This window comes from Mycobacterium sp., assembly GCF_002863225.1.
GTDB lineage: Bacteria > Actinomycetota > Actinomycetes > Mycobacteriales > Mycobacteriaceae > Mycobacterium.
Genome location: NZ_PKEK01000006.1, coordinates 1 through 20,315, shown reverse-complemented (window position 1 = coordinate 20,315; position 20,315 = coordinate 1). Strand labels below are relative to the sequence as shown.

The following is a 20,315-nucleotide window of genomic DNA, read 5'->3' as shown; positions in this document are numbered from 1 at the left end:
TTCAGTCAGTCAGTGCGCGACCAGCGCATCGGATTTCGACAGCGTGGGGCCTGAGGCGAACAGGCTCAGCACCGCCCACGGGACAGGCAGCGGATCGTGGGTCATGCCCAGGATCTGCGCCGGGGGCGTCTTTTCGTTCGGCTCCTGCTCCAGCCCGTAACGCACACCCAGATCCGACACCCAGAACACCGACTCCTTGGTCTGCGATTTGGGTTCCTGGCCGACCACCTGGACGAAGTAGCCGCTGCCACGCGGCAGCAGAACCCTGGAGGCCGCCCCGGGTGCGGCCGCGGTAAGCGCCAACGGCTTGGCGTCCACCGCAACCGGCAGAGTTGCCCCAACCAGCAGGCTCAGCTTCGACGTCGGGGCATCATGCAGTTTGACCCACTGGCTGCAAGTGACCGGCTCGGTTCCGGGATCACTGATCTGCAGCGGACTGCCCGGGTAGTCATCCACCGAAATAACGTTTGCCTTAGGCGTTTTGGCGATCTGGTCGGGCGTCAACGCTGGCGGCTCCACCAGGTTGTAGGCGTCGTTGGCGCGCAGGATCGCCGCAACGACCGGCGAAATGGCCTGCAACCCGTCCGCAGTCACCACGTAGTAGCGCGTCTGGTTGTCTTCCTTGTCGACCACAACCGCGGCGATCGGTGGAGCCTGCTTGCCCGGGACCGGCCACACGAACCGCGGCGGGTCACCGGCGTTACCCACGAACGGCACCACCATCGGCGCTGCCTCGGGGATCATGTTCAGCAGCGCACGGTTGATGTGGCGCGGCGGCGCGGTGTCGGCGTTGATACCGACCGCCGCGGTCACCGCGGCGTTGTTCAAATCGATCCGGCTGCGTTTTCCACCCCAGATCAGCCAGATGGTTTTCCCGCCGTCGCTGGTGGCCAACTCGGCCGCGCCCCCGGCCATCGCCGCGGCGTGCCCGTTGCCTGCGATGGGGTCACCGAAGATCACCGTCGTGCCGGCCTCGGTGCCGCCCTCGGCGTCGCAGACCATCCAGCGGGCATCGCGGGCAGTGGACTGCACCATGCGCGCCGGGGCATCCGGGATGCCCATGGTGTTGCCCAGCGGGTATCGGTCGATCTCCTTGTCCTTGACCACCGTCGGATCGTCGGGCTTGCCGACGATTAGGCGCGCGCTAGCCAGGTTGAGCACCGGGTGCAGCACGTCGTTGACAACGACGTACAGCGCGTTACTGGAGCGCTCCGCCAAGATCGGGTGGCTGCCGCCGTTACCGGTCGGCTTGAGGACCGACAGAATGAACGCCCCGGCGAGCACCACCGCACCGATGAGCGCACCGACGCTCAACGCCCGCCCTTGGCGGCGCAGCGGGTTGGTCAACATCCGGGTGTCGCGCAGCGCCACCCCGTTGCTGATCCTGCGGATCAGGAACCGCCACCCCGAAATCTGGTGGCGGGTAACGAATCCCCAGGGGCGGGTACGTGAGGACGTCGGCCCGAGATCGGCACTACGGGACTTGAATCCACGCCGGGGTGGTAGTCCGGTCGGGGCGGTCACAGTGCACCACCTCCGGCCGGGCCCGCAGCCCCTCGAGACAAGGTCACGTTCTGCTCTTTGGCGGCGCGGTCGAGTTCGCGGGTGACCGCGGCGCGAACGTCGGCAGCGGTGATGGTCAACACGACCTCTTCGCTGGCGGTATCGAAGTCCACGCCCTCGTCTTCGAGGCGGAAATCGCGCTCCTCCTCGGCGAAAGCGACCAAGTTCTCACAGAGGCGGCCGTTGCCCAGCACGTCGAGGGCGGGCCGGCGGCGCCCAGTGGAGTCCTGTGCGGTGGCCGCGGCCAGGTCGGCGTAGGCCGCGCGCAGCGGTTCGGTGTCGGCGATGATGCTTTTCACCTTGGCCGCCTTGCGAAGTGAAATTTCGACGAGCTCGTCGACCGAGTAGGACGGCAGCGTGATCGAGCGGGTGAACCGCGACAGCAAGCCCTCGTTGGATTCCAGGAATTCCTGCATCTTGTCGGCATAGCCGGCGACAATGACCATCAGCTTGTCGGAGTGATTTGTCATGACACGCAACAGTTCAGCGATGACCATCTTGCCGAAGTCGTTGTCGGATCCGGTGTCGGTCAACGCATAGGCCTCGTCGATGAACAGCACCCCGCCGCCGTCGTCGAGGATGCGGTCGATGATGGCGGCGATCTTTTTCTCCGACCCTCCGATCACATCGGCGACCAGATCGGCGCGACCGGCCTCGACGAAGGTGTCCGAGGGCAACACGTCGGCGGCGCACAGCAGCTTGGCGATGACCCGCGCGATCGTCGTCTTCCCGGTGCCCGGCGGACCTTTGAGCACCAGGTGCAGCGACTTGTTTCGCGACGGCAACCCACGCGCCTCGCGGGACTTATCGGCCCGCACACTGGATTCCAGTCGCGCGATCTGGGTTTTCACGTCGTCCATGCCGACGAAATCGGCGAGCTCGGCGGCCGCCTCGGCTTTGAGTTCGTCTCGTCGCTCAGCGCCCAGGGAACGAACGAAATCCCGCTCGCCGGGCTCGGTGTCGGGGTCCCACACATCGGTGCGGGCGTCGATGCGGGCCGCGGTGGTGGGGTGAATACCGAATCCGGGATCAGCCAGCGCGCTCGTGATCGTCGAGCGCAGCGCGGCGTTGTCGGCGGCGGCGCCGTAGGCCTCGTTGAGCAGCGCAGCCGCCTCGTCGGCGCGCCCGAGCGCCCGCGCGCACAGCGCCGCTCCCAGTAGCGCCTCTCCGTTGGCGGCCGGAATCGGGCCGCCCCCTTGATCTTTGAGCTGTTCGAAGGATTGCTCCCACAACCCCAGGTAGGCCCCGGCCAGTCCGCTGGCCACCTGCACCGCCTGGTGAAGGTAAGGGTCCTCACCGACCCTCCCGGCGATCGGCGCCAGCACTCGGCGCACGTCATGCCAGCGTTTGGCCCGGTAGTAGGACACCGCCAACACCCAGCTCGCCGCGTTCGACAGCCGGCCGCCGAGCCGCTGCTCGATCAGGTCGTGGGCGGCGGCGAGGTCACCGGCGCCGATACGTGCCGCGGCCGTGGCGATGATCAGCCCGTCGGCGCCGCGCGCGTACAGCGAGACATACATCCCGGAGTCGAACACGAAATCGAGGGCGTCCGCAGCGACATCGGTCGCGGCGATCAGCTCGCCGCAGGTGTCGATCGCACGGTAGGCGCCCTCGAGAACCTCCCGGGTGGGCGCACCGCTGGCGGCGATACCGAGCCAGCCGTCGCACTGCTCGGGATATTGGCCGCTGAGACGTTCGAATCCTGTTCGCGCGGAACGCTTGTCAGCGACCTGACGGCGGCCGTACACCTCGGCGCCGAGGGCGGCGCAGCTGCTGGCGAACAACTCCAGCCCGTCACCACCGATCATCGCTGCTCCACGATGGCGCTCACTTGCGCCGAAACCTTCTGCGACACTTGGGCATAACCTTCTTCGGCCATCACCAGCAGCAACTCACTCAACGCGGCGCCCGGGTGGCGGGTAAACACATCCTCGGTGAACGTCGCGTCGGTGACCATCCCGTCGCCGGAGAACACGATCTGGTTGTCCCCCTCGGGGCAGGTGACGGTGACGCGCAGCTGCTCAATGTTGCGGCGCGCGGCGCGGATCTGCTCGAGGAACTGTCTGCCGCGGGCGATTTCTGCGGTCACCAGCGGGTGCAGGGGGATTTCTGGCATGTTCATCGCGACGCGTCACCGGGGGCCACATCAGTCATGCCATCAGGGTGGCACAAAAGTAGGACACGAAGTTGCGGGAATTTTGTCCTAGCCGTCATCACCGGCGAGGTTTTTCTTCCGCGCGGCGAGCCGTTCCTTGACCGCGTTCTTCGAGCCCGGATCCACCACGGGCGCAGCTTTGGCGGGCGCGCTCTGCCCGACCACACCCGGTCGGCCGGCCTCGTCGACGTCGGGCAGCGGCGCCTCCGCGGGGTTGACCTTGCCGCCCTTGCCCTGCCCGTGGCCCGCGCCGGCTCCCATGGGCATCATGCCCGCACCGCCGCCGCTGGCGCCGGCCGCTGCAGCCGGTCCGGCCGACTTCGCCGGTGGACTCGCCGGTGTCGCGGCAGGGCTGCCGCTCAACGACGCGGGATGCACACCGGCAAGGCCCGCGCCTTTGATCGGGCTTCCACCGCCACCGCCATGACCGGCGCCGGGATGCGCACCCGACAGCGCCGCGGGTTTGATCGGGGAATGCGCCGCCCCTTTGGAACCCATGCCGGCCAGGCTGCCGGCCTGCTGGGCGAGCTGACCGAGTTGACCGAGGCTTTGGGTGGGGTTGCCCGCCGCTTTCATCAACGGCTGCAGCGCGCCCATCATCGAACTCAAAATGTCCTGCATCCCTGAGCTCTGCTGGTCAGGATCCTTCGTGGCATCGTCTTTCGGTTGCTGCTTGGGATCGTTGGGATTGTTGTCGGGGTCGGCACCGCTGGTGTTGGGATCCAGCCCAGGGTCAGGCAGTGTGCCGGGCGGGGTGGAAGCACCGTGGCCGCCGGCCTGGTAGCTTTCGGCAGCCGAGCTGGCCAACCCCTGGTTGAGGGTGTAATCCGCTTTGCGTGCGTTGTACACCGGGATTCCGGGAGGACCCGCGGCCTGGGCGGCTCGCAGTCCTTCCTTGCGGCCTCGCCACACCGCAGGGGAGCCCACCGCTGTCTTGGTGGTGGTGTGCAGATCGGCCGCGGCGGTGTAGCCGCCGGCCAGCGCGGTCGCGTGTCCGGCGATCCCGCTGGTCCATGCCATAGCTTTGGTCAAACGCGCCATCAGGGGGCCGTGGACTTGAGACTGCCCGGAGGCGATGAGTTGAGTGTGCGCTGCGGCCAGCGACGCGTTGGCCGTGGTGGCCTTCCCGGCGATCGTGGTCCAGTGCGCGGCGGCCTGGATGGCCGGCCCTGTGCCGGCGCCGCCTTCGAGGTCGGTGGCCATCTGCTCGCCGTCCTGGTCGGCGATCGAGGGGATCGCGGTCAGCATCGGCGGCGCGGCGGGCGCCGGCGGGGCCGCACTGACCGGGGCCGATGGCGCCGCGGGGGAGTCTGATCCGCCGACGTAGGCGGCCGCGCCGGCGTCGTCTTGCTGCTGATAGGCCGTCGCGGTGCCGTCGATCCCTTCGGCGGCGTGGAAGGCCTGCGCGGCACCGGCGGCGAGGTGCTCGTTGAGCCATTTCTGCCGGGAGTTGAGGTTATCCATGATGGCTTGGGAGGTCTGATCAGCACCGCATGCCGGCACTTCGGAGCCGGGGGTGTACTGCAGCATCGAGGCGGCATCGGCAACGTGGTGTCCGGTGCGTCGAAACCCGTCGATATCGATGTCGAGTGCCATGACCTGCCTTACGCGAACGTCGCCGCGCCCCGGCGCACCAAAGACCTCACAGGCGCGGCTGGCGGTGACCCGGCGGGCCGGACCGCCACGATGTCTTGTGACACAAGTTTAAGGCCTTTACTCCTGGGTCAGCAGCGGATCATATCGGTGGGCGAACGCAGCCTGCGCGCAGTTAACGAACAACTCTTTGAACCCCTCGGCGCCCAGTGCACGTACCCGGTCGGGCTTGGCGTCGATGTCGACGATTTCACCGGTGGTCCGCACCGACACCGACAGCGCTTCGGGGTCGGTCTCCGCGGTCGTGATGATGTCGTCGTCGTCGTCTTTGAACTGGCTCAACTCAATTGAATGCATCGTCTTATCCTGATCGTCCGGTGAGGTGCAGGACCGCGGAATCCCGGTCGGGCCCTGCGATGGTGTTGAGGTACTGCGAGCGCAGCGCACGGAATGTCTCATTGTCGCGGCACTCCAGGGCACTGGACAACGCCATTTCCCACAGGTCTTGGCGGACGCTGTCGTACCACAGCCCTTTGCGCGCGGTGTCAACAGCGATCGCGAAGTGGCCCGCCTCGCGCTGGCGGCGCGCCAGCACGGCCGCCGCCCCTGGCACCCGGTCACGCATCTGTTCACGCAGGTTGCGCGCCCACGGCCATTCCTTGCCGGGGATACCACCGAGGGCGGGGCCGGTGACGAGGTCCATCGCCGCGATCAGGTGTGAGGTGGGTGTCGCCTCAACGAGGATTTCGACCAACCGGTCGAACTCATTCCAGTCCGAGCACACGACCCGCTCCAGGCTGTAGGTGCCCTCACTCATCGGGGGCAGCGCTTTGGGGCCGGCGGCATAAAGGATGCCGAGGCGTTTACGCAGCAGCGACATCTGTTGTGTCACAGTCTTTTCGGTGGCCGCCCCACTGAACACGGCGGCGATGATGCCATCGGTGCTGGCCAGGCGGTGCAGTTGCAGATACACCAGCAGCTCGTTGAGCCTGCGCTCGCGCGGCCCAGGCTCTGCCCCGGGGTAGGGCGGGGACAACGTGACCCTGCCCAGGATGCGGTTCCATATCGGCGCCACGGCCGGCGCCGGTGCCGGCTCGGCGGGCGCGTCGACTGCGGCGGCCGGCCCGGGCGGGGGCTGCGGGCTGCGGGGGGGTTCGGTGACCGCGGCGGGGTGCGGGGCGGACTCGAAAGGGTCGGTGACGGAATCGGTGACCGGGGCCGGTGCTCGGTCGCGCGGTTCCGCGACGACGGCCCGTTGTTCGGTAACCTTCTCGACGACGCCCGCGGCGGCGGGTTCGTCGGTGCGCCAGTGCGGAGCGTCATCGACGGGTTCTTCTGTGTCCCAGACTGATTGGTCGTCGCCGGGTTCTTCGAAGAAGTCGATGCCGGCGCTGTCGCTTCCGGGGTCCTGATCGGCGTGGGGCAGAGCTGTCTCGGTCGCTGCACTGTCGTCGCTGTCGCTGCTGAGGGGGACCGCATCGGGTGTGCCGGCGGGCTGGGCGGCGGCGGTGATGAGCTGTGCGCACCGGTCGACGACGTCGGGTCCTGGCACGATCAGGGTGGCTGACATCGGCCTGCCTGCGGCGCCGCGGCCGATCTGGCCTTCGCGATCGGCTCCGCAGGTGATCGACCAGGTCGCCGTGACTGCGGCGTCGTCGCCAAGGTCGAGCAGGATGGGGCTGGAGGCCGCGGCCACAATTTGTGCGCGTTCGGCGTAGGTCAGGGCCGAGCCGCACACCAGGACGTCGACGGCGGGCACGTGGCCCGGCGCGACCGGGCGGACCCGGGTGGTCCACGGCGCGCTCCAGACATCTTCTGTCAGTCCGATGGTGATGTCGGGGTGGGTGGCCAGCAGTTCCAGGACCCAGCGCGTGATGACCGCCGCCGCGGTTGCGGGGTCTCCGCCGATGCGGACACGGGAGAAAGCCGCCAGGTTCAACGCGATGAGGGCGCCGTCGTCGGTCGTTCCGAACACCACGAGATACACCGGGTGTTCGGGATCGGGTGGGCCGCCGGTGGGTACCGATTCCCAGCCGATGCGCGCTTCGCGACCCTCGGCCTGCCAGGGCGGGGGCAGTGGTCCTCGCAGTCCTTCGACGAACGTCACCGTCACGTCGTCGGGGCGGGCGGTGATGACCCCGGCCGGCCCGGGTGGGGACGGCAACGCCGTCAGTGACTCCAGCCGCCGGGTCACGTCGACTGCGCGGCCTTGCCCGTACCACAGGGAGGTGACTGGTGCGCTACCGAGTGTCGCCGTCATGATGCCACGAAAGTCCCTGTGGTGCTTAGCCGTTGGCGGATGCGGGGTCGGCGGGAACACCGCCGCCGTCGCCGCCACCGAACGCCTCGGGGTCTATCCCGCCGCCGTCGCTGGACCCGGCGCCGCTCTTGGCTTTGCCGCCGCTGCCGGATCCGGCGGCACCCGCTGTGCCCGCGCCGGCGTCGGACCCGAATGGGTTGGAAGCGCCGTTGTTGTTCGCGGCCGGTTCGGCGTTGGTGGCGCCGGCCGGCGGGGAGGCGAACGGATCCGCTGATGTCGTCGCGGCCGCGGTTTGCGCAGGCGCCGTCCCGGGTGTGGTGGCGAACGGGTCGGCGGCCGGGGCCGCCGCCCCGGCGGTTTGCGCGCCGTAGGGGTCGCCGAAGGGGTTGGCGCCGGCGCCCATCCCGGAGCCGAATCCGCCTTCCCCGAAGGGGCTTCCTCCGCCACCGCCGAGACCGGATCCGCCTGCGCCCAGCAGCTGACCGAGGACGTCCATCAGCCCGCCGCTGCCGCCGCTCTTGGAGTCGTCGTCGTCATCATCGTCACCGTGGTGGTGGTGCCCGCTGCTGCTGTCGCCGGCGGCTTTTGCGCCGTTGGCTTGCTCGTCAGCGGCGGCCCCTTCGACCGTGCCGGTGCTTTTTGCCTGGTATTTCTCGATGATCGCCAAGATCGCCGCCTGGCCCTCCGGGGAGTTCGGGTTGGGCACCGCCGCGATTTCCTGCGCCTCAGCGTTGGCGTTGCCGGCCACTCCGTTGGCGCCGGCGATGTTGGTTTGGGCGCTGTTGTCCGCGGCAGCTCCACCGTCACCTGCGGCTCCCCCGAATCCGTCGAGGGGTAGCGGGTCGTGGCCGGTGACCTGCGCGAAAGGACCGCCGCTCACCCGGTCACCGCCGTCGAGAAGTCCAGGTCGATCACATTCTGGCGCAGCGTGCGGGCCTGCTCGGCAAGCACGCTGCATTGATCGCGCACCTCCCGCAGGCCGTCACCGCGCACCGGGTTGGTGCCGAACAAATCCAGATACCGGCGGTGCTGTTCTTGGGATTGCTCGCACAACGCCTCAATGGGGCTACTCATGGCTGTTGCTTTCTGATTGGGTGCCGGCGGCGGCCAGCGCGGGCTCACGCGGCTCGGCCCCGGTGGCATCCTCGGACAGTGAACTTGCCGCCTGCTCGGCGACGCCTGGCGATCCAGCGGCGACCCGCGGCGGCGGGGCGGGCAGCTTCGGGGTCTTCTTGTATCCCATCTGCTCGAGCTGCTCGTTGGTGACCGCCCCGCCTTTCACCGCGGCGGCGCGGGCGTCCTCGTAGCGGTCGCGGGCGTGGGTTGCGTCGTCGAGCTTGGCGACTAAGTCATCGAAAGCTTCCCCGACGTCGCCGACGAGGCTGGTGTTCTCTTTGAGCAGGTCGGCGTAGGCCGCTTCAGCGGCGGCGCGCCCGGCCTTCCTCTTCGACGCCATCCGGTCTCCCTCCAGTTTCGCGGCCCGGCCGAAAATTGTTACTGCATAAGCAGTTTGCGCACCTGCATAACCTCATACAGGTCGACGTCGATGTCGGCGTTGTTGCGCCCGTCGTCGAGATCCCGGTACGGGATCACCAGCCGGTCGTGACCGTCGACATCGTCGGTGGGGTACGGCTCAGCGTGAACGTACTTCCAGTCGATGACACCGTCAATGGAAACGTCGACCAGGTCGCCCTGGGAGATTTCGTTGGCCGGCACCGACATCGGCGGCCCGTATTCGTCCTCGATATCGGGCAGGTAGTCGTCATCGAACCCATCGACTGGCCCGCCGAATTGCACCGCCGACGGCGCCGGTCCAGTCTGCGCAACGCCTTCAGCGGCGCCCGTAGCGTCGTCCTGGTCGTCCATAGTCGCTTTGTGCCGCGACACCGGAGGCACGTAACGCTCGCTGAGCGGATCCAAGTCGGGGCGATCCGCGGCCAACACGATGGGCGACTGCCGGATCTGCGCGAACGTCATCGGCTCCTGGCCTTCATCGTCGGGGTCATAGCCGCGCAATGCGCTGTCCACCACGCGCCGCGGCCAGAAGCTGTCGACGTTGCGCAGCTCGTCGACGATGGCCCGCTCGTGATCAGACAGCGCCGCCCACTGTTGGTCGGTGGCCGGAATCTTCGGCGTGTAGAACGCCTGCATCTCCCGGAACCGCCCGTCGGGCAACTGCACGGTGCCGCGGCCTTTGATGCCGGGCTGCACCCGGGTCCCGGCCACGGGGTCGTTGAACATCATGATCGCGGCGTCCTTGGAACGCAGCCGCCCCATCGCCACCCGCAACGCGGTGTTGTCACGGGCTTCACCACCGATGAACAAGGTGTCGGGACGCTGAATACCGATCGCCATATGGATGCCCACCGCACGCGCGGTACGCAGCAGGATGCCGACGTCCTTGGTGGTGGGGGGCACACCTTTGCCGCCGAAGTTCTTGAAGAACTCACCCAGGGCGACCACCAGGTTGGAGAACTCGTCGGTGATGACCACAATCGGATCGAAATCGTCGGCGCGGTTGGGGTTGACCATCACCGAATCCAGCCGGGCCTGCATGGTGTCGGCGATGAACCGCAGCGCGGCGGTATGACCCACCATGCCGTCTTCACTGGTGCCCGCTGTCACCAGCGACACATTCGGCCACGACCGCATGCCCGGGGAGTCGAAACCCTTGGGGTCGACCCACACGACGTTGTACCCGCGTCGCGCGCACTGGGTGGAGATCGTCATCAGCGCTGAGGTCTTACCCGAGGAGGTCTGCCCACAGATCAACATGTGCGGGGAGGCTTTGAAGTCCCAGCTGATGACGTTGCCGTAGGCGTCGACACCGAACGGGATCGTCGTCGAGGCATACAGCGCCCGGATCTTTGCCCGCGACACCTCGGGGAACTCCATTGGCGGATCGACCATGGTCGGCAGGCCCGGGCAGCGCACGAACCGGACCCGACGCGAGGCCATGGACCATTCGGCTTCCCACGATCCGCCCAGCGCGTCAGAGACCATCCCTTCGATCATCCCGCGCCGATAGTTCGAGCTGACCTTGATGTTGTAGACGAATCCGATGGTGAACTCTCTGATCCGAGCTGCCACAACATCATTGGCTGTGGTGGCAGACGCGGCCTGGTTGTCGGCGTCGGCGGGGTCACCGCCGGCCTCGATGTCGCCGCGCGTGTCGTCGACGACCGGGCGGGCCGTATCGACGCTTACCGCGGTGATCTGCGCGGCCGCGTCGAACCAGGACGCCACCAGCGGCGCCAGGACGATCTCGGCGTCATCACCGGTCTCAATCTCCTCGCCGGGAACGTGATGGGTGGCTACCAATGTCCTTGTCAGCACCCGGTTTTCGATGGCGTAGTTCTGTCCGGTCACATCCAGCAGCACAGCGCTCACTTCGGCGGTCATGTCGTCACCGACCGATCGGGGATGCTGGCTGTAGTGCAGCGTGACGATCCCCGCGAACCCTGCGCCTTTTCGCGGCACATGGCAGCGCGACGCGGTGACCCTCCCGGCGCGAAGGTCGGGCCACCCCAGCGTCGGTGACACCAGGAACGTGACTCGGTTCATCGCGACGGTGATCTTGCCCCGCGCGTAGGCCCAGTGCGCGAGCTGCCACACCGCGAAAACCCCGGCGCACAACAGCGCAACGACCAGCAGCCGGCCCGGCACCGTCTGCGCCGCAGACCCTGACCACCGCAGCAGGGCTCCGTTTGCTGCCAGGTCCGCAGCGAGGCCGGCCAGCCCCAGTGAGGCGACCGGGTACTGCTCACCGACCCACACCTGGCCTGCCCGTAGGTGCCCGGTGTGACCGCTGCGGGCCTGATGGTTGGACCACGCCAGCATCGCCCACCACAGCAGCGCGAGCGCTGCAACGATCACCGGGGCGGCGATGAACAGCACCCAAAACCAGCCCACCCCGACCCCGGCGACGGTGTACAGCGGATCCGGGGAGCTCGGCAGCAGCCAGTCCCGCGCCGGCGAGGGCGTGTTCAACACATGCTGCAGCGCCGGCCACACCCGCGTGTAGCAGAAGAACCCGGCCAGGCCGACCCCTGCCAGCAGAATCCACCATGTTTCTTCGGCGGCATGCTTGCGTTCGCCGGCGACGGGCGGCCGGTTGAGCTCGGCGCCGTGGGTGGCGTAGGCCCGCGCCGGGCCCGCCGCGCCGGCCTTGGCGCCCTCACTTTTCAGACCGGCTCCGGCTCTGATGCCCATCACCGCACCTCCGGCGCAGCGGGTGCGGCCAGCGACCCGGCGCGCACCGGCACCACGTTGACGACTTTCCAGCCGTCCAGCGACAGCTCGAGGTGCATCTGGATCTGCGAGTCATCGCTGTAGGTGGCGCGAAACGCCACCGCCCCGGGCAGCACATCCAGCGGGCCCACCAGCCCGGTCACCGCGGCTTGGTTCACGTTGCGGATATCGGTGAGCTGATACTGCTCGCGCAGTTGCGTCGAGACATCGGCGTCGATCCGAGTCAACCAGTCGTCTCGGTTGTTGTTCGGCGTGCCGAAATTACTCGCAAAGCGTTGCGCTACAGCGTGAGCGGCGTCCATTGATGCCGCCTGCGGCGCCACCGTCGGCGGCGGCAGCTGCTCTTGGCTGGGTTGATCGCCGTAGTCACCGCTGGTGGACTCCGGACCAGGCGCCGGCGCTGATGCCGAAGGCGGCGCGACCGGCGTAGCGGCCCTCTCGCTGTGACCGTGATGCTCCCACGCCAGGCCGGCCACCGCGACGACCGCGACCACGATGCCCACCTTGACGCGGGACGGCAGGCGCCGCACCGGTCGTACCCGACGGGCAAAGGTGCTCAATGCTGTTGGCATAACTGATATCTCCTTCTACAACACTCGTTTGATGGCCACGAAGCGCGCCGGGAACGGCGACAACTTGACGGGGATGCCGAAGTCGGGGGCCTCGATAATGGTGGTCGGGTTGATGATCAGCGCGACGTGACCTGGCCCGCGTGAATCAGGGTTCAAAAACAGCATGTCGCCGGGCTGCACCGCGTTGCGGGGCACGCTGCGCCCGTAGTGGACCTGGTCATAGGTCAAGTGCGGCAGAACAATTCGATGCCCGGATCCCTGGTAGATCGCGAACAGCACCAACCCCGAGCAGTCGAACCCGCCGCCGGTGGGCCCGTTGATCGTGCCGCCGCCCCACACATAGGGCAGGCCGAGTTCTTTTTCGGCGGCCCGGGCCGCGGCGACCCCGGCAGCGGTACCGGGACCCAGGTTGGTGGGTGCCTGTTGGCCGCCGTAACGCGCGACGCCGCAGGCATCGCGTCCGCTGTCGTCGCTAGCGGCCGGCGGCGGGGTGCTCTGCCCGGAACTGGCCAGCACCTCATGGACGTGTTGGCGGTAGAACACGGTGGCTTGGGCCACGAACGCGGCATAGGCGTCAGGAAACCGGGATTGCTGAACCGTTTGGGCGGCCACGGTCGGGGCCATGTTCTGCCAACCCCCGACCTTGAGCAGGGCCCGAAAGAACTTCTGGGCCGCGACCCCGGGGGTCATCAGATCGCGCAGCGTTCCCCACCAGGGCTGCTGTTGCATGATGCCCACGGATTGGCCGTCGTGGCCGACCCCTTCGTGGGCGATAGCCATGGATGCCGGCACGTTGGAGTTGGCCAGGTTGCGCAACCCGGATTCCTCCAAGCCCACTGCCAGCCCGATGATGATCCCCTTTTCGGGGATCTTCATCTGCACACCGGCGGCGATGACGGCCCGCCCGTTGTTCACCGGGCCCGGACCAAACGACACCCCGGTGTCGGCACTGATGCCCTGGGCTTGTAACTGCTGCTGGCACTGCTGGGTCATTCCCGCCGTCGCCGGCGGCGAGCCCGGGCCACCCAGCAGCAAGAACAACACCATCGCCGCCGCTAGACCGAAGGCCATCACGGCGGCCGCAGCCATGTACAGCTTGCGGCGGTGCGCCCACACCAGCCGCCCGACGGTGATCCATTCCATCGGCTCCACCAGTCAGCCCGCCGCTCAGGCCGCCTCGGACAAGGCGTGGCGCCCTGATCCGTGAGCCGACGCCGCGCCGCCGCCGCCGCGGGCGGCGCGCGCGAGCCGGATCGCCTCGGCGAGCCGTTCTCGGTTGTGGCCCGGCGAGGACGCGGTCGCTTCGGTCGACCGACTGCCACCACTGCCGGTGGTGGCGCCGCCGCCGCCGCCGGAGCCTGCGGGGGTGCCTTGGCCGACGAAGTCGTCGGCCCGCGGTGATGACGAACCGGACACCGTTGGCGCCTGTTGGGTCGCGGCTGTGGTCGCACCGGAGCCACGCGTTGAGGATTCAGACTCCGAATCGATCTTGCCGGCGTCACGTCCGCCCCCACGCTTTCCGCGCTTGAAGGCCTGTCCGACTTCGTTTTTGACCCGTGAGGCATCCGCGGCGCGGTTCAACCATGTGCGGTTAGAACCGCCTGCGGATCCCCCGGACAGGCGGGCGGCGACGGTGTCGCGGCTGCGGTCAAGGATGCGGCGCAGCGGGGAGAAGAACGCGAACCCGAACGCGAGGACCAGCGCGGTCAAGAAGATCGCCTTGATGGCGTTGGACTCTTTGAACACCCGGTCGAGGATCACGTTGTAGCCGCCGAAGGCGACGGTGTAGATGATCATCGCGGTGAACGCCATCGCCGCGTCCAGGATCGTTTTCCACGCAAACGTTTGCGCCCCACCGGGAATGACGCCTATCGCGAACGCCGGGGGCGCCAGCGCCGCATACAGCATGGCCTGCACCGCGGCGCGTACGACGTGCCACACGAAGTAGCAGGCGAAGGCCACCAGCACCAGTGACAGCAGCCCGCACATGATCAGCGGAACGATCACCGCGGCGGGGCTGCCCATCGACTTCTGGTGCATCGCTGGGCCTTTGTCCTTGTCGCAGCCGGCGATGTCGTCTTTGAGTTTGTCGTCGTGGCCTTGTTTGACGCCTCGACTCCATGCCTCGCGGCACTTGCGTGACACGGAGTCGCTGACTTCACCGAAGTTGATCATCTGAGTCGGCTTGCGCAGGAACCGGTCGGCCAGACGCTCGACCATGGTGTCGACGTTGGCCGATCCGCCTCTGCTAGACATCTCGTGATCGGACACCGAGGTCGCGATCTGCAGTCCGGTGTCGCGTCCTTTGGCCAGCAGCCCGTCCGGGCCGACGAGCTCGCCGAGCGGGTGGGCGAAGATGGTGGCAGCCAACCCCACCATGATCAGCCCCATAGCGAGGTTGGACACCGCTTTGGCGGTGCGACCAGCCAGCGTGGTCGCCACGGCGATGATCGCCAGCACGGCCAAAGCCATAGGGGCCAAACCGAATTGGTCCATGGCGTCGTCCACACCGCGCCCGATCGCTTTGAACGGTCCGGTGAACAGCCCGAGCCATTCGAAGGTCATGACGAAGCGGATGAGCCATAACGCTGTCGAGGTGATCCCGAGGTAGATCTCGTATCCCGCCGAGTCGATGGTGGCCCACGCGGCGTAGATCGGGGCATCCCAGCCGCCCTGGTTGAGGGTGAGCGTGTATTTGGCGACCGGCACTCCGTCGGAATCCTTGATTCCCTGCCACGCGATCATCGCGTCCCCGCCGCCGGTGTCAGCACCGGTGCCCGGGTCGGCGATCGCGTACGCCGCCCCGATCATCAGCGCGAGGAACCCGGCCAGGATGACTACCGCGGCCAGCCGGTGCCGCCAGCACCACCGCAGCAGCACCGCCGGTGTCCACGCACGAATCCACGCGGCCCGGACAGCGAGACGATCCAGGCGGGCCTGCACCTGAACGTCGGGGGCGTCAATAGCGGTCACGTCGGTCCCTCGTCTATGCGGCATCGACGGCGCCGGCGGCGGCGTGGTCTGGGGGAGTGGTGCTCATGGCTTCACGACGGTGCGGCGACGTCGGGCCCAGCACTTTGATACGGCCGATGGCGCCGCGGGCGTCTTTCATGTAGCCCTCGCCCTCGCGCCCGGACATGACCTTCCCGTCGACACCCTTGGGGGAGGTGTTGGTGCGCAGGTCACGCAGGATGTGCGGGTTGGCGTCGGGATCAATCCCAAGCCATTTCAGGGAGCGTCTCGCCAGGGTTTCGTCACGGTGTCGCATCACGATGCGCATCGGGATCAAATCCAGCGCGGTGCCGGCCGGGTAGTCGCTGACAGGGTCGTGGCTTCCCAAGATCAGCGAAATGTTGTCTTTGCGGCCGTCACGCGCGAGCCGCGCGGTCCTGGCCAGGCCGGTGGCCGTCGAGGTCACGTGGTAGGCCTCATCGAGTGCGACCGCGGCCGGACGGCCTTTATTGAGCTGGAATGCCTGGCGCCCCATTTCCATCGACAGGCCGTAGATGGCGCGGCCGAACACCTTGCTGGGGCTCAGCGCTTCTCCGCTGGCGGCCTCCTCACCGGTGGGTACCTCGACCCGATTGGTGCGGATCACGATGCCGTCGGTGGTCAGATCCAGCGCCGGAAGGTTCGGGTCGAACAGGGCCGCAGCGTAACGGCGACCCGACCAATAGGCCAGGTGGCGGTAGAGCTCGTCCCAGCCCGCCGGCAGTGACTTGCCGTCACGCAGATGCCCCTGGGTCGCGCCGCGCTCCAGCACCGCCAGCAGGTCAGGGATCGACCGGACCCCCCACTCGGGGCGCAGCACTTCACCCAACGTCATACCCATGGGGGAGTTCGCCTCGCACTCGAACAGCGGTGTCAGGAGTTCCACCGCCGCGTCGACACCGAGATCGGTGTTGAACGTGCGCAGAGGATCCATCGACCACTGCGGCCGCATCAGGTCGATGATGGCGTGGCGGGCCAAAGTCGCAGCAGGGCGGGCGTATTCGCCTGAGTCGGTGCGGTCGATGGCCAGGAACTGACCGCCGTTGTCGCGCAGCAAGAACAGCAAGAACATGATCAGCCAGGTCTTGCCGGCGCCCAGCTCGCCAGCGATGGCGATCGCCGAGGAAGCGTCTTTCAGGGTCTCGCGCCACCACTCCAGGTGCACCGGCTGGTTGCGCCGACCGGACAGGTTCAGCGCGATGATCGGTCCGGCTTGGTCCCCGACCGCGGCGGTCGCGCACGGCACACTCGCCGCGGCGTATTCGCTCATCGTCACGTGCGCGAAGTCGGTCACGACCCGCAGGCCGGTGCCGCCGGGATTCATCGCCGCCCACAGCTCCCGCTGACCGCCCAGTGGGGCTACCACTTTGATGCGGTTGCGTTCGAACGCCTGGACCAGTTTCAGGGCGCCGTCCTCGCAGCGCGCCTTCGTGGTGGCCGCGACCGCGAACATCGGGGTCAACGCGACTTCGATCTCGTCGTCGTTGCTTTCCAGCAGACCGTTGTATTCACCGAGCAGCATCACCTGCTCGCTGAGGGTGTCCTGAGCGAACGACACCTCGCTGTCACGTTCACCGACCTGCTCGTTGAGTCGGCGCAGATTCTTGGTGTTGCGCGAGATCGCATGTTCGCGGGCCGTTTTGTGCACCCGCACCGCCCAGTCCACGTCGAACCCGTCGACACGATCGGCGATGGTGAAGAACTCCGATCCGGGGAACTGCAGACCTTCAAGAGGCAGCGCTTCGATCGCCAGTAGGGTCTGCCACGATTCCGGGGCGCCGATCCGCCCGGGTTGGGTGATCTTCACCAGCGGGGAAAAGCTGCTCGGCCGCCACCGCTTCTGCTCACCGCGCCGCTCGCCCTCGTTGAACTCCGCCGCGGCGAACGCGCCCGCTGGGGAGGCCACGTTCGAGGCGATCGGCAGCGGAAACACCTCGCATGGCACACCGCGCGACAGCGAGTGGTTCCACCCCCACACCATCTGCGCCGCGGTCAGCGGCGCGAAGTTAAACACCCCCGGCAACCTGGAGACGATCTCGGCGGCCAACCCGGCGGCCTGGCCCATCTCCACGCGGTTGCGTTCCACCGAGCGCCGGCTGCCCGCACTCATTCCGGTGAAGTCGCTGACTCTGTCGGAGCTGACCACGGGGAACGACAGCAGGAACACCCGCTCGGTGGCGAAGACGTCCTCGCTGAAGAACCGGTGCTTGCCTTCGCACTCTTCGCGCCACAGCGGGTGGGCGTGCAGATCGGTACCGGCGATCGCGCGGGCCATGATCTCGTCGGGGTTCATCGCCGCGACCACGCCGGCGATCAGCGAGTTGTTCGGCAGCGCCCGGATGAGGTTCTTGTGGTGGATCAGCGTCTCGTATTTGACTTCGTCGCTGGTGTATCCGTACGCCAGGCCGGTCATCTGATAGTCCGCCCAGATCCCGCCGTCGCGCATCCGGCGAAGGTTGCCCATCACCGAGACGGTGGGCTGCAAGTTGGCGTCGAGGTCGTTGGCCATCGCAGGTTCTCCTAGAGGGTGTGGTTGGGGTCAGCCGAAGAGTTCCGCGGCCGCGGTGGCTGGCTGCTCGAACAGCCCGTCCCAGGCGCCGCGCGCCGCGACAGGCGCAGCCGCATGGCGGGCATGCCGGCCCGCCGGCGCCGCGACGGGGATGACCTCGAGGACGGTGATGGCGGGCCGCACCGTGGACACGGTGTTGGCCGCGGCGCCGGCCAGTGCGCCGGTGGCGCTGATCGGGCTGGTGTAGAGCCGCATCACGCGGTGCACGCGGGTCCCGAAGCTGACCGGTGAGTACGGCATCAGACGCATGGCGCCGACTCCACAGACAGTGCCTGCGACGCCGACGATCAGAGTCAGAAACGGATGACCGAACCGGGGGAGCAGCATCAGCGTGCACAGCAGCCCGCCGACGAGGGCGACCAGTTCGGGAATCGGGTAGGGCCCGCCGGGGATGGTCCAGCGACCGTCGAACTTGGCGATGACGATGCGAACACGGCTGGCCCGGGTGTACCACTTCGCGACAAACATGGCGGCTCAGCGAGTTCCGCCGTGGACCGCGGAGTTGAGGGTGTCCTTGGACACCACCCCCAGCGACGGCAGGGCACCGACGATGCCCATCAGCACGACACCAATCGCTGCGACTCGCAAGGCGGCAGTCCGGTTCTTGGTCACGAAGAACTCGAACGCCGAGACCAACGCGGTGCCACCCATGAGCAGATAGACCGCCAGGGTGATGCCGTGGTTCTTGAGGTCCGCGCCGATGTCCCAGATTGGGGACGCCACGACGCGGACGTGAGCGCCGCCGCCGGCGGCGAGCTGGTCGGCCATCAAGGGTGCCAGTGTGGTGATCATTGTCAATTTCCTTCCGTTGTGGTGCTGGAGTAGTTGTGCGACACAGAGCTGGTCGGTGACGACGTCGTCGACGGCGTATCCGTGGGCGCGGAATCAGAGGGCGGAGGCGGCACGATGCCCGGGGCGTCGTTGATCCGGTCGACCTGCCAGTGACCGCCGGCCACCGACATCACGAGCGGAAAGTCCATCGGCATCGACACCCCGCTGGCGGTCTGCACAATTGCGCGCGCGGTCACCTCAAGTCCGTCCGCGTGTTGGGGTACGTCCTGGGCGGCGCCGGCCTCAGAATTGACCGCGACCCGTTCCACGGACAACGTCGCGTACAGGCCCTCCGGTTCGGGAGTGAGCGTGGAGCCGGCGGCGACGAACGGTGCGAGATCACCCTGCCGTGTCAGCAGTGCTCCCAGGAATCCCCGGACGGTCATGAACACCGGCCGATCGGGGGACACCGTCATCTGTGTGGCCAGCTCGACACTGCGACCCGGCTTACGCGCCGGGCGGGCATGCGGAAGGGTGAACGCGCGGAACCGGTTGTCGGCGTCGGCGGAGATGTCGACTTGCAACTTCATCGCCACCATCGCCGCGGCATGGGCGGCCTTGGGAACTTCAGCGTCGACGAGCACCGAGTAGGTCTGGTAGCCGTCGCTGAACACCCCCGGCAGACACGATGCGGCGCGCAGGGCACGGCCCCCCGGCGCGAGGGCCGAGGTCGGTACCTCTCCGGTGTAGAACGCCTTGATCGCGTCGCTGTTGGACGGGTCTTTCAAGTAGACGTCGACGTACTGGACTGCGTAGGCCGACACTGCGGTGAGTTGATCCTCGGCGGCGGTCTGATCAACCGACGCCGGCCGGTTCACCACCAGCAGCGGAACGGCCGCAACGAGTGGGACGTAGCTGAGCATCACGAAGCTCAGAAACAGGCCGGTCGCGCGCGAGCGGAGTTCGTCGGCGCGGATGGCGTCGCCGCCACTGACTTTGAGGAAGATGTCTTCGGTCAGCCGACCGAACGCTCGGGTCAGCATGCGGCACCCAACCGGTGGTCTTCAACGACGTCGAACAGATGCGCCGCGATGCCCCGGTTGTTGACGATGTGAGCGACCACGGCCACGGACTTGGCCTCGTCGAGGGGGTCGGCGGCGAGCTGATCCATGAGTTCGCGCAGTTGATCGGAGTAGGCGCGCACTGCGGCGTAGGTACGGCGTAGCGGCTGGGGCGGCATCGGCCAGGCCTCCTGGGGAAACGGCGTTGTGGACACCCCCCTATGCGGGGTGAATCGCCGATTCCCCGACATCCGCATATGTAACGAATTGATAACGCATATGCGGGTATGCCATCGCGATGTTCGCCCAATGCTTGACAGGGGGAATACGCTCGGCCGTGCTGAAGCCGCCAGGCGGAAGCTAAGGGCGAGCGCCTCCCCCATCCGCATTTGCTTGACAACCGATGCGCATACCGCATCACCGCATATGCGCCGACGCGATTTCTCGCCGAATCCCGCACCTCACCGCCACGGCATCGCAATGCCCAGCGCAACGCCCTCATCCGACAGCCGGCATCCGAACCGGCCGC

General features: G+C 67.6%; 18 protein-coding genes. All 18 read right to left on the bottom strand.

What is annotated here, in order from left to right; all coding sequences use genetic code 11:
• Positions 1 to 9: 9 nt before the first annotated feature.
• Positions 10 to 1,524 carry a type VII secretion protein EccB gene (eccB, locus tag CYU59_RS00860; protein WP_292974835.1) on the bottom strand — a complete coding sequence of 505 codons (1,515 nt, stop codon included), beginning with the start codon at positions 1,522 to 1,524 and terminating at the stop codon, positions 10 to 12.
• Complete coding sequence (gene eccA, locus CYU59_RS00855) at positions 1,521 to 3,371, bottom strand: type VII secretion AAA-ATPase EccA (RefSeq protein ID WP_292974834.1); 1,851 nt, start codon at positions 3,369 to 3,371, stop codon at positions 1,521 to 1,523. The genes eccB and eccA overlap by 4 nt, the downstream gene beginning before the upstream one ends.
• Positions 3,368 to 3,685, bottom strand: a complete 318-nt coding sequence (locus CYU59_RS00850; RefSeq protein ID WP_292974833.1) for a YbaB/EbfC family nucleoid-associated protein — start codon at positions 3,683 to 3,685, stop codon at positions 3,368 to 3,370. The genes eccA and CYU59_RS00850 overlap by 4 nt, the downstream gene beginning before the upstream one ends.
• Before the next feature lie 81 nt (positions 3,686 to 3,766).
• Positions 3,767 to 5,314, bottom strand: coding sequence for a Fis family transcriptional regulator (locus tag CYU59_RS00845; RefSeq protein WP_292974832.1), 1,548 nt, complete (start codon positions 5,312 to 5,314; stop codon positions 3,767 to 3,769).
• Between the two features lie 117 nt (positions 5,315 to 5,431).
• The gene (locus CYU59_RS00840) at positions 5,432 to 5,668 is read right to left on the bottom strand and encodes a hypothetical protein (protein WP_292974831.1); all 237 of its coding nucleotides are present in this window, start codon (positions 5,666 to 5,668) and stop codon (positions 5,432 to 5,434) included.
• 4 nt (positions 5,669 to 5,672) lie between these two features.
• Complete coding sequence (locus tag CYU59_RS00835; RefSeq protein WP_292974830.1) at positions 5,673 to 7,571, bottom strand: bacterial transcriptional activator domain-containing protein; 1,899 nt, start codon at positions 7,569 to 7,571, stop codon at positions 5,673 to 5,675.
• 25 nt (positions 7,572 to 7,596) lie between these two features.
• A complete protein-coding gene (locus CYU59_RS00830; RefSeq protein ID WP_292974829.1) occupies positions 7,597 to 8,451 on the bottom strand; it encodes a hypothetical protein in 855 nt (284 codons plus the stop codon).
• Complete coding sequence (locus CYU59_RS00825; RefSeq protein WP_292974828.1) at positions 8,448 to 8,645, bottom strand: hypothetical protein; 198 nt, start codon at positions 8,643 to 8,645, stop codon at positions 8,448 to 8,450. The genes CYU59_RS00830 and CYU59_RS00825 overlap by 4 nt, the downstream gene beginning before the upstream one ends.
• Entirely contained in the window at positions 8,638 to 9,027 is a 390-nt protein-coding gene (locus CYU59_RS00820) for a hypothetical protein (RefSeq protein WP_292974827.1), read from the bottom strand. Before CYU59_RS00820 ends, CYU59_RS00825 begins: the two co-directional genes overlap by 8 nt.
• A 38-nt stretch (positions 9,028 to 9,065) precedes the next feature.
• Entirely contained in the window at positions 9,066 to 11,783 is a 2,718-nt protein-coding gene (locus tag CYU59_RS00815) for an FtsK/SpoIIIE domain-containing protein (RefSeq protein WP_292974826.1), read from the bottom strand.
• A complete protein-coding gene (locus CYU59_RS00810; RefSeq protein WP_292974825.1) occupies positions 11,783 to 12,394 on the bottom strand; it encodes a hypothetical protein in 612 nt (203 codons plus the stop codon). Before CYU59_RS00810 ends, CYU59_RS00815 begins: the two co-directional genes overlap by 1 nt.
• A gap of 15 nt (positions 12,395 to 12,409) precedes the next feature.
• A complete protein-coding gene (locus CYU59_RS00805) occupies positions 12,410 to 13,537 on the bottom strand; it encodes an NlpC/P60 family protein (RefSeq protein ID WP_292974824.1) in 1,128 nt (375 codons plus the stop codon).
• A gap of 24 nt (positions 13,538 to 13,561) precedes the next feature.
• Positions 13,562 to 15,367 (bottom strand): hypothetical protein, encoded by a 1,806-nt coding sequence (locus CYU59_RS00800; RefSeq protein ID WP_292974823.1) that lies wholly within the window; start codon positions 15,365 to 15,367, stop codon positions 13,562 to 13,564.
• A gap of 13 nt (positions 15,368 to 15,380) precedes the next feature.
• Entirely contained in the window at positions 15,381 to 17,894 is a 2,514-nt protein-coding gene (locus CYU59_RS00795) for an ATP-binding protein (RefSeq protein ID WP_292974822.1), read from the bottom strand.
• A 30-nt stretch (positions 17,895 to 17,924) separates the two neighbouring features.
• The gene (locus tag CYU59_RS00790) at positions 17,925 to 18,422 is read right to left on the bottom strand and encodes a hypothetical protein (RefSeq protein ID WP_292974821.1); all 498 of its coding nucleotides are present in this window, start codon (positions 18,420 to 18,422) and stop codon (positions 17,925 to 17,927) included.
• Between the two features lie 6 nt (positions 18,423 to 18,428).
• Entirely contained in the window at positions 18,429 to 18,746 is a 318-nt protein-coding gene (locus CYU59_RS00785; RefSeq protein ID WP_292974820.1) for a hypothetical protein, read from the bottom strand.
• Positions 18,747 to 18,748: 2 nt separating this feature from the next.
• A complete protein-coding gene (locus tag CYU59_RS00780) occupies positions 18,749 to 19,768 on the bottom strand; it encodes a hypothetical protein (protein ID WP_292974819.1) in 1,020 nt (339 codons plus the stop codon).
• Positions 19,762 to 19,965, bottom strand: a complete 204-nt coding sequence (locus CYU59_RS00775; protein ID WP_292974818.1) for a hypothetical protein — start codon at positions 19,963 to 19,965, stop codon at positions 19,762 to 19,764. The genes CYU59_RS00780 and CYU59_RS00775 overlap by 7 nt, the downstream gene beginning before the upstream one ends.
• Positions 19,966 to 20,315 lie beyond the last annotated feature (350 nt).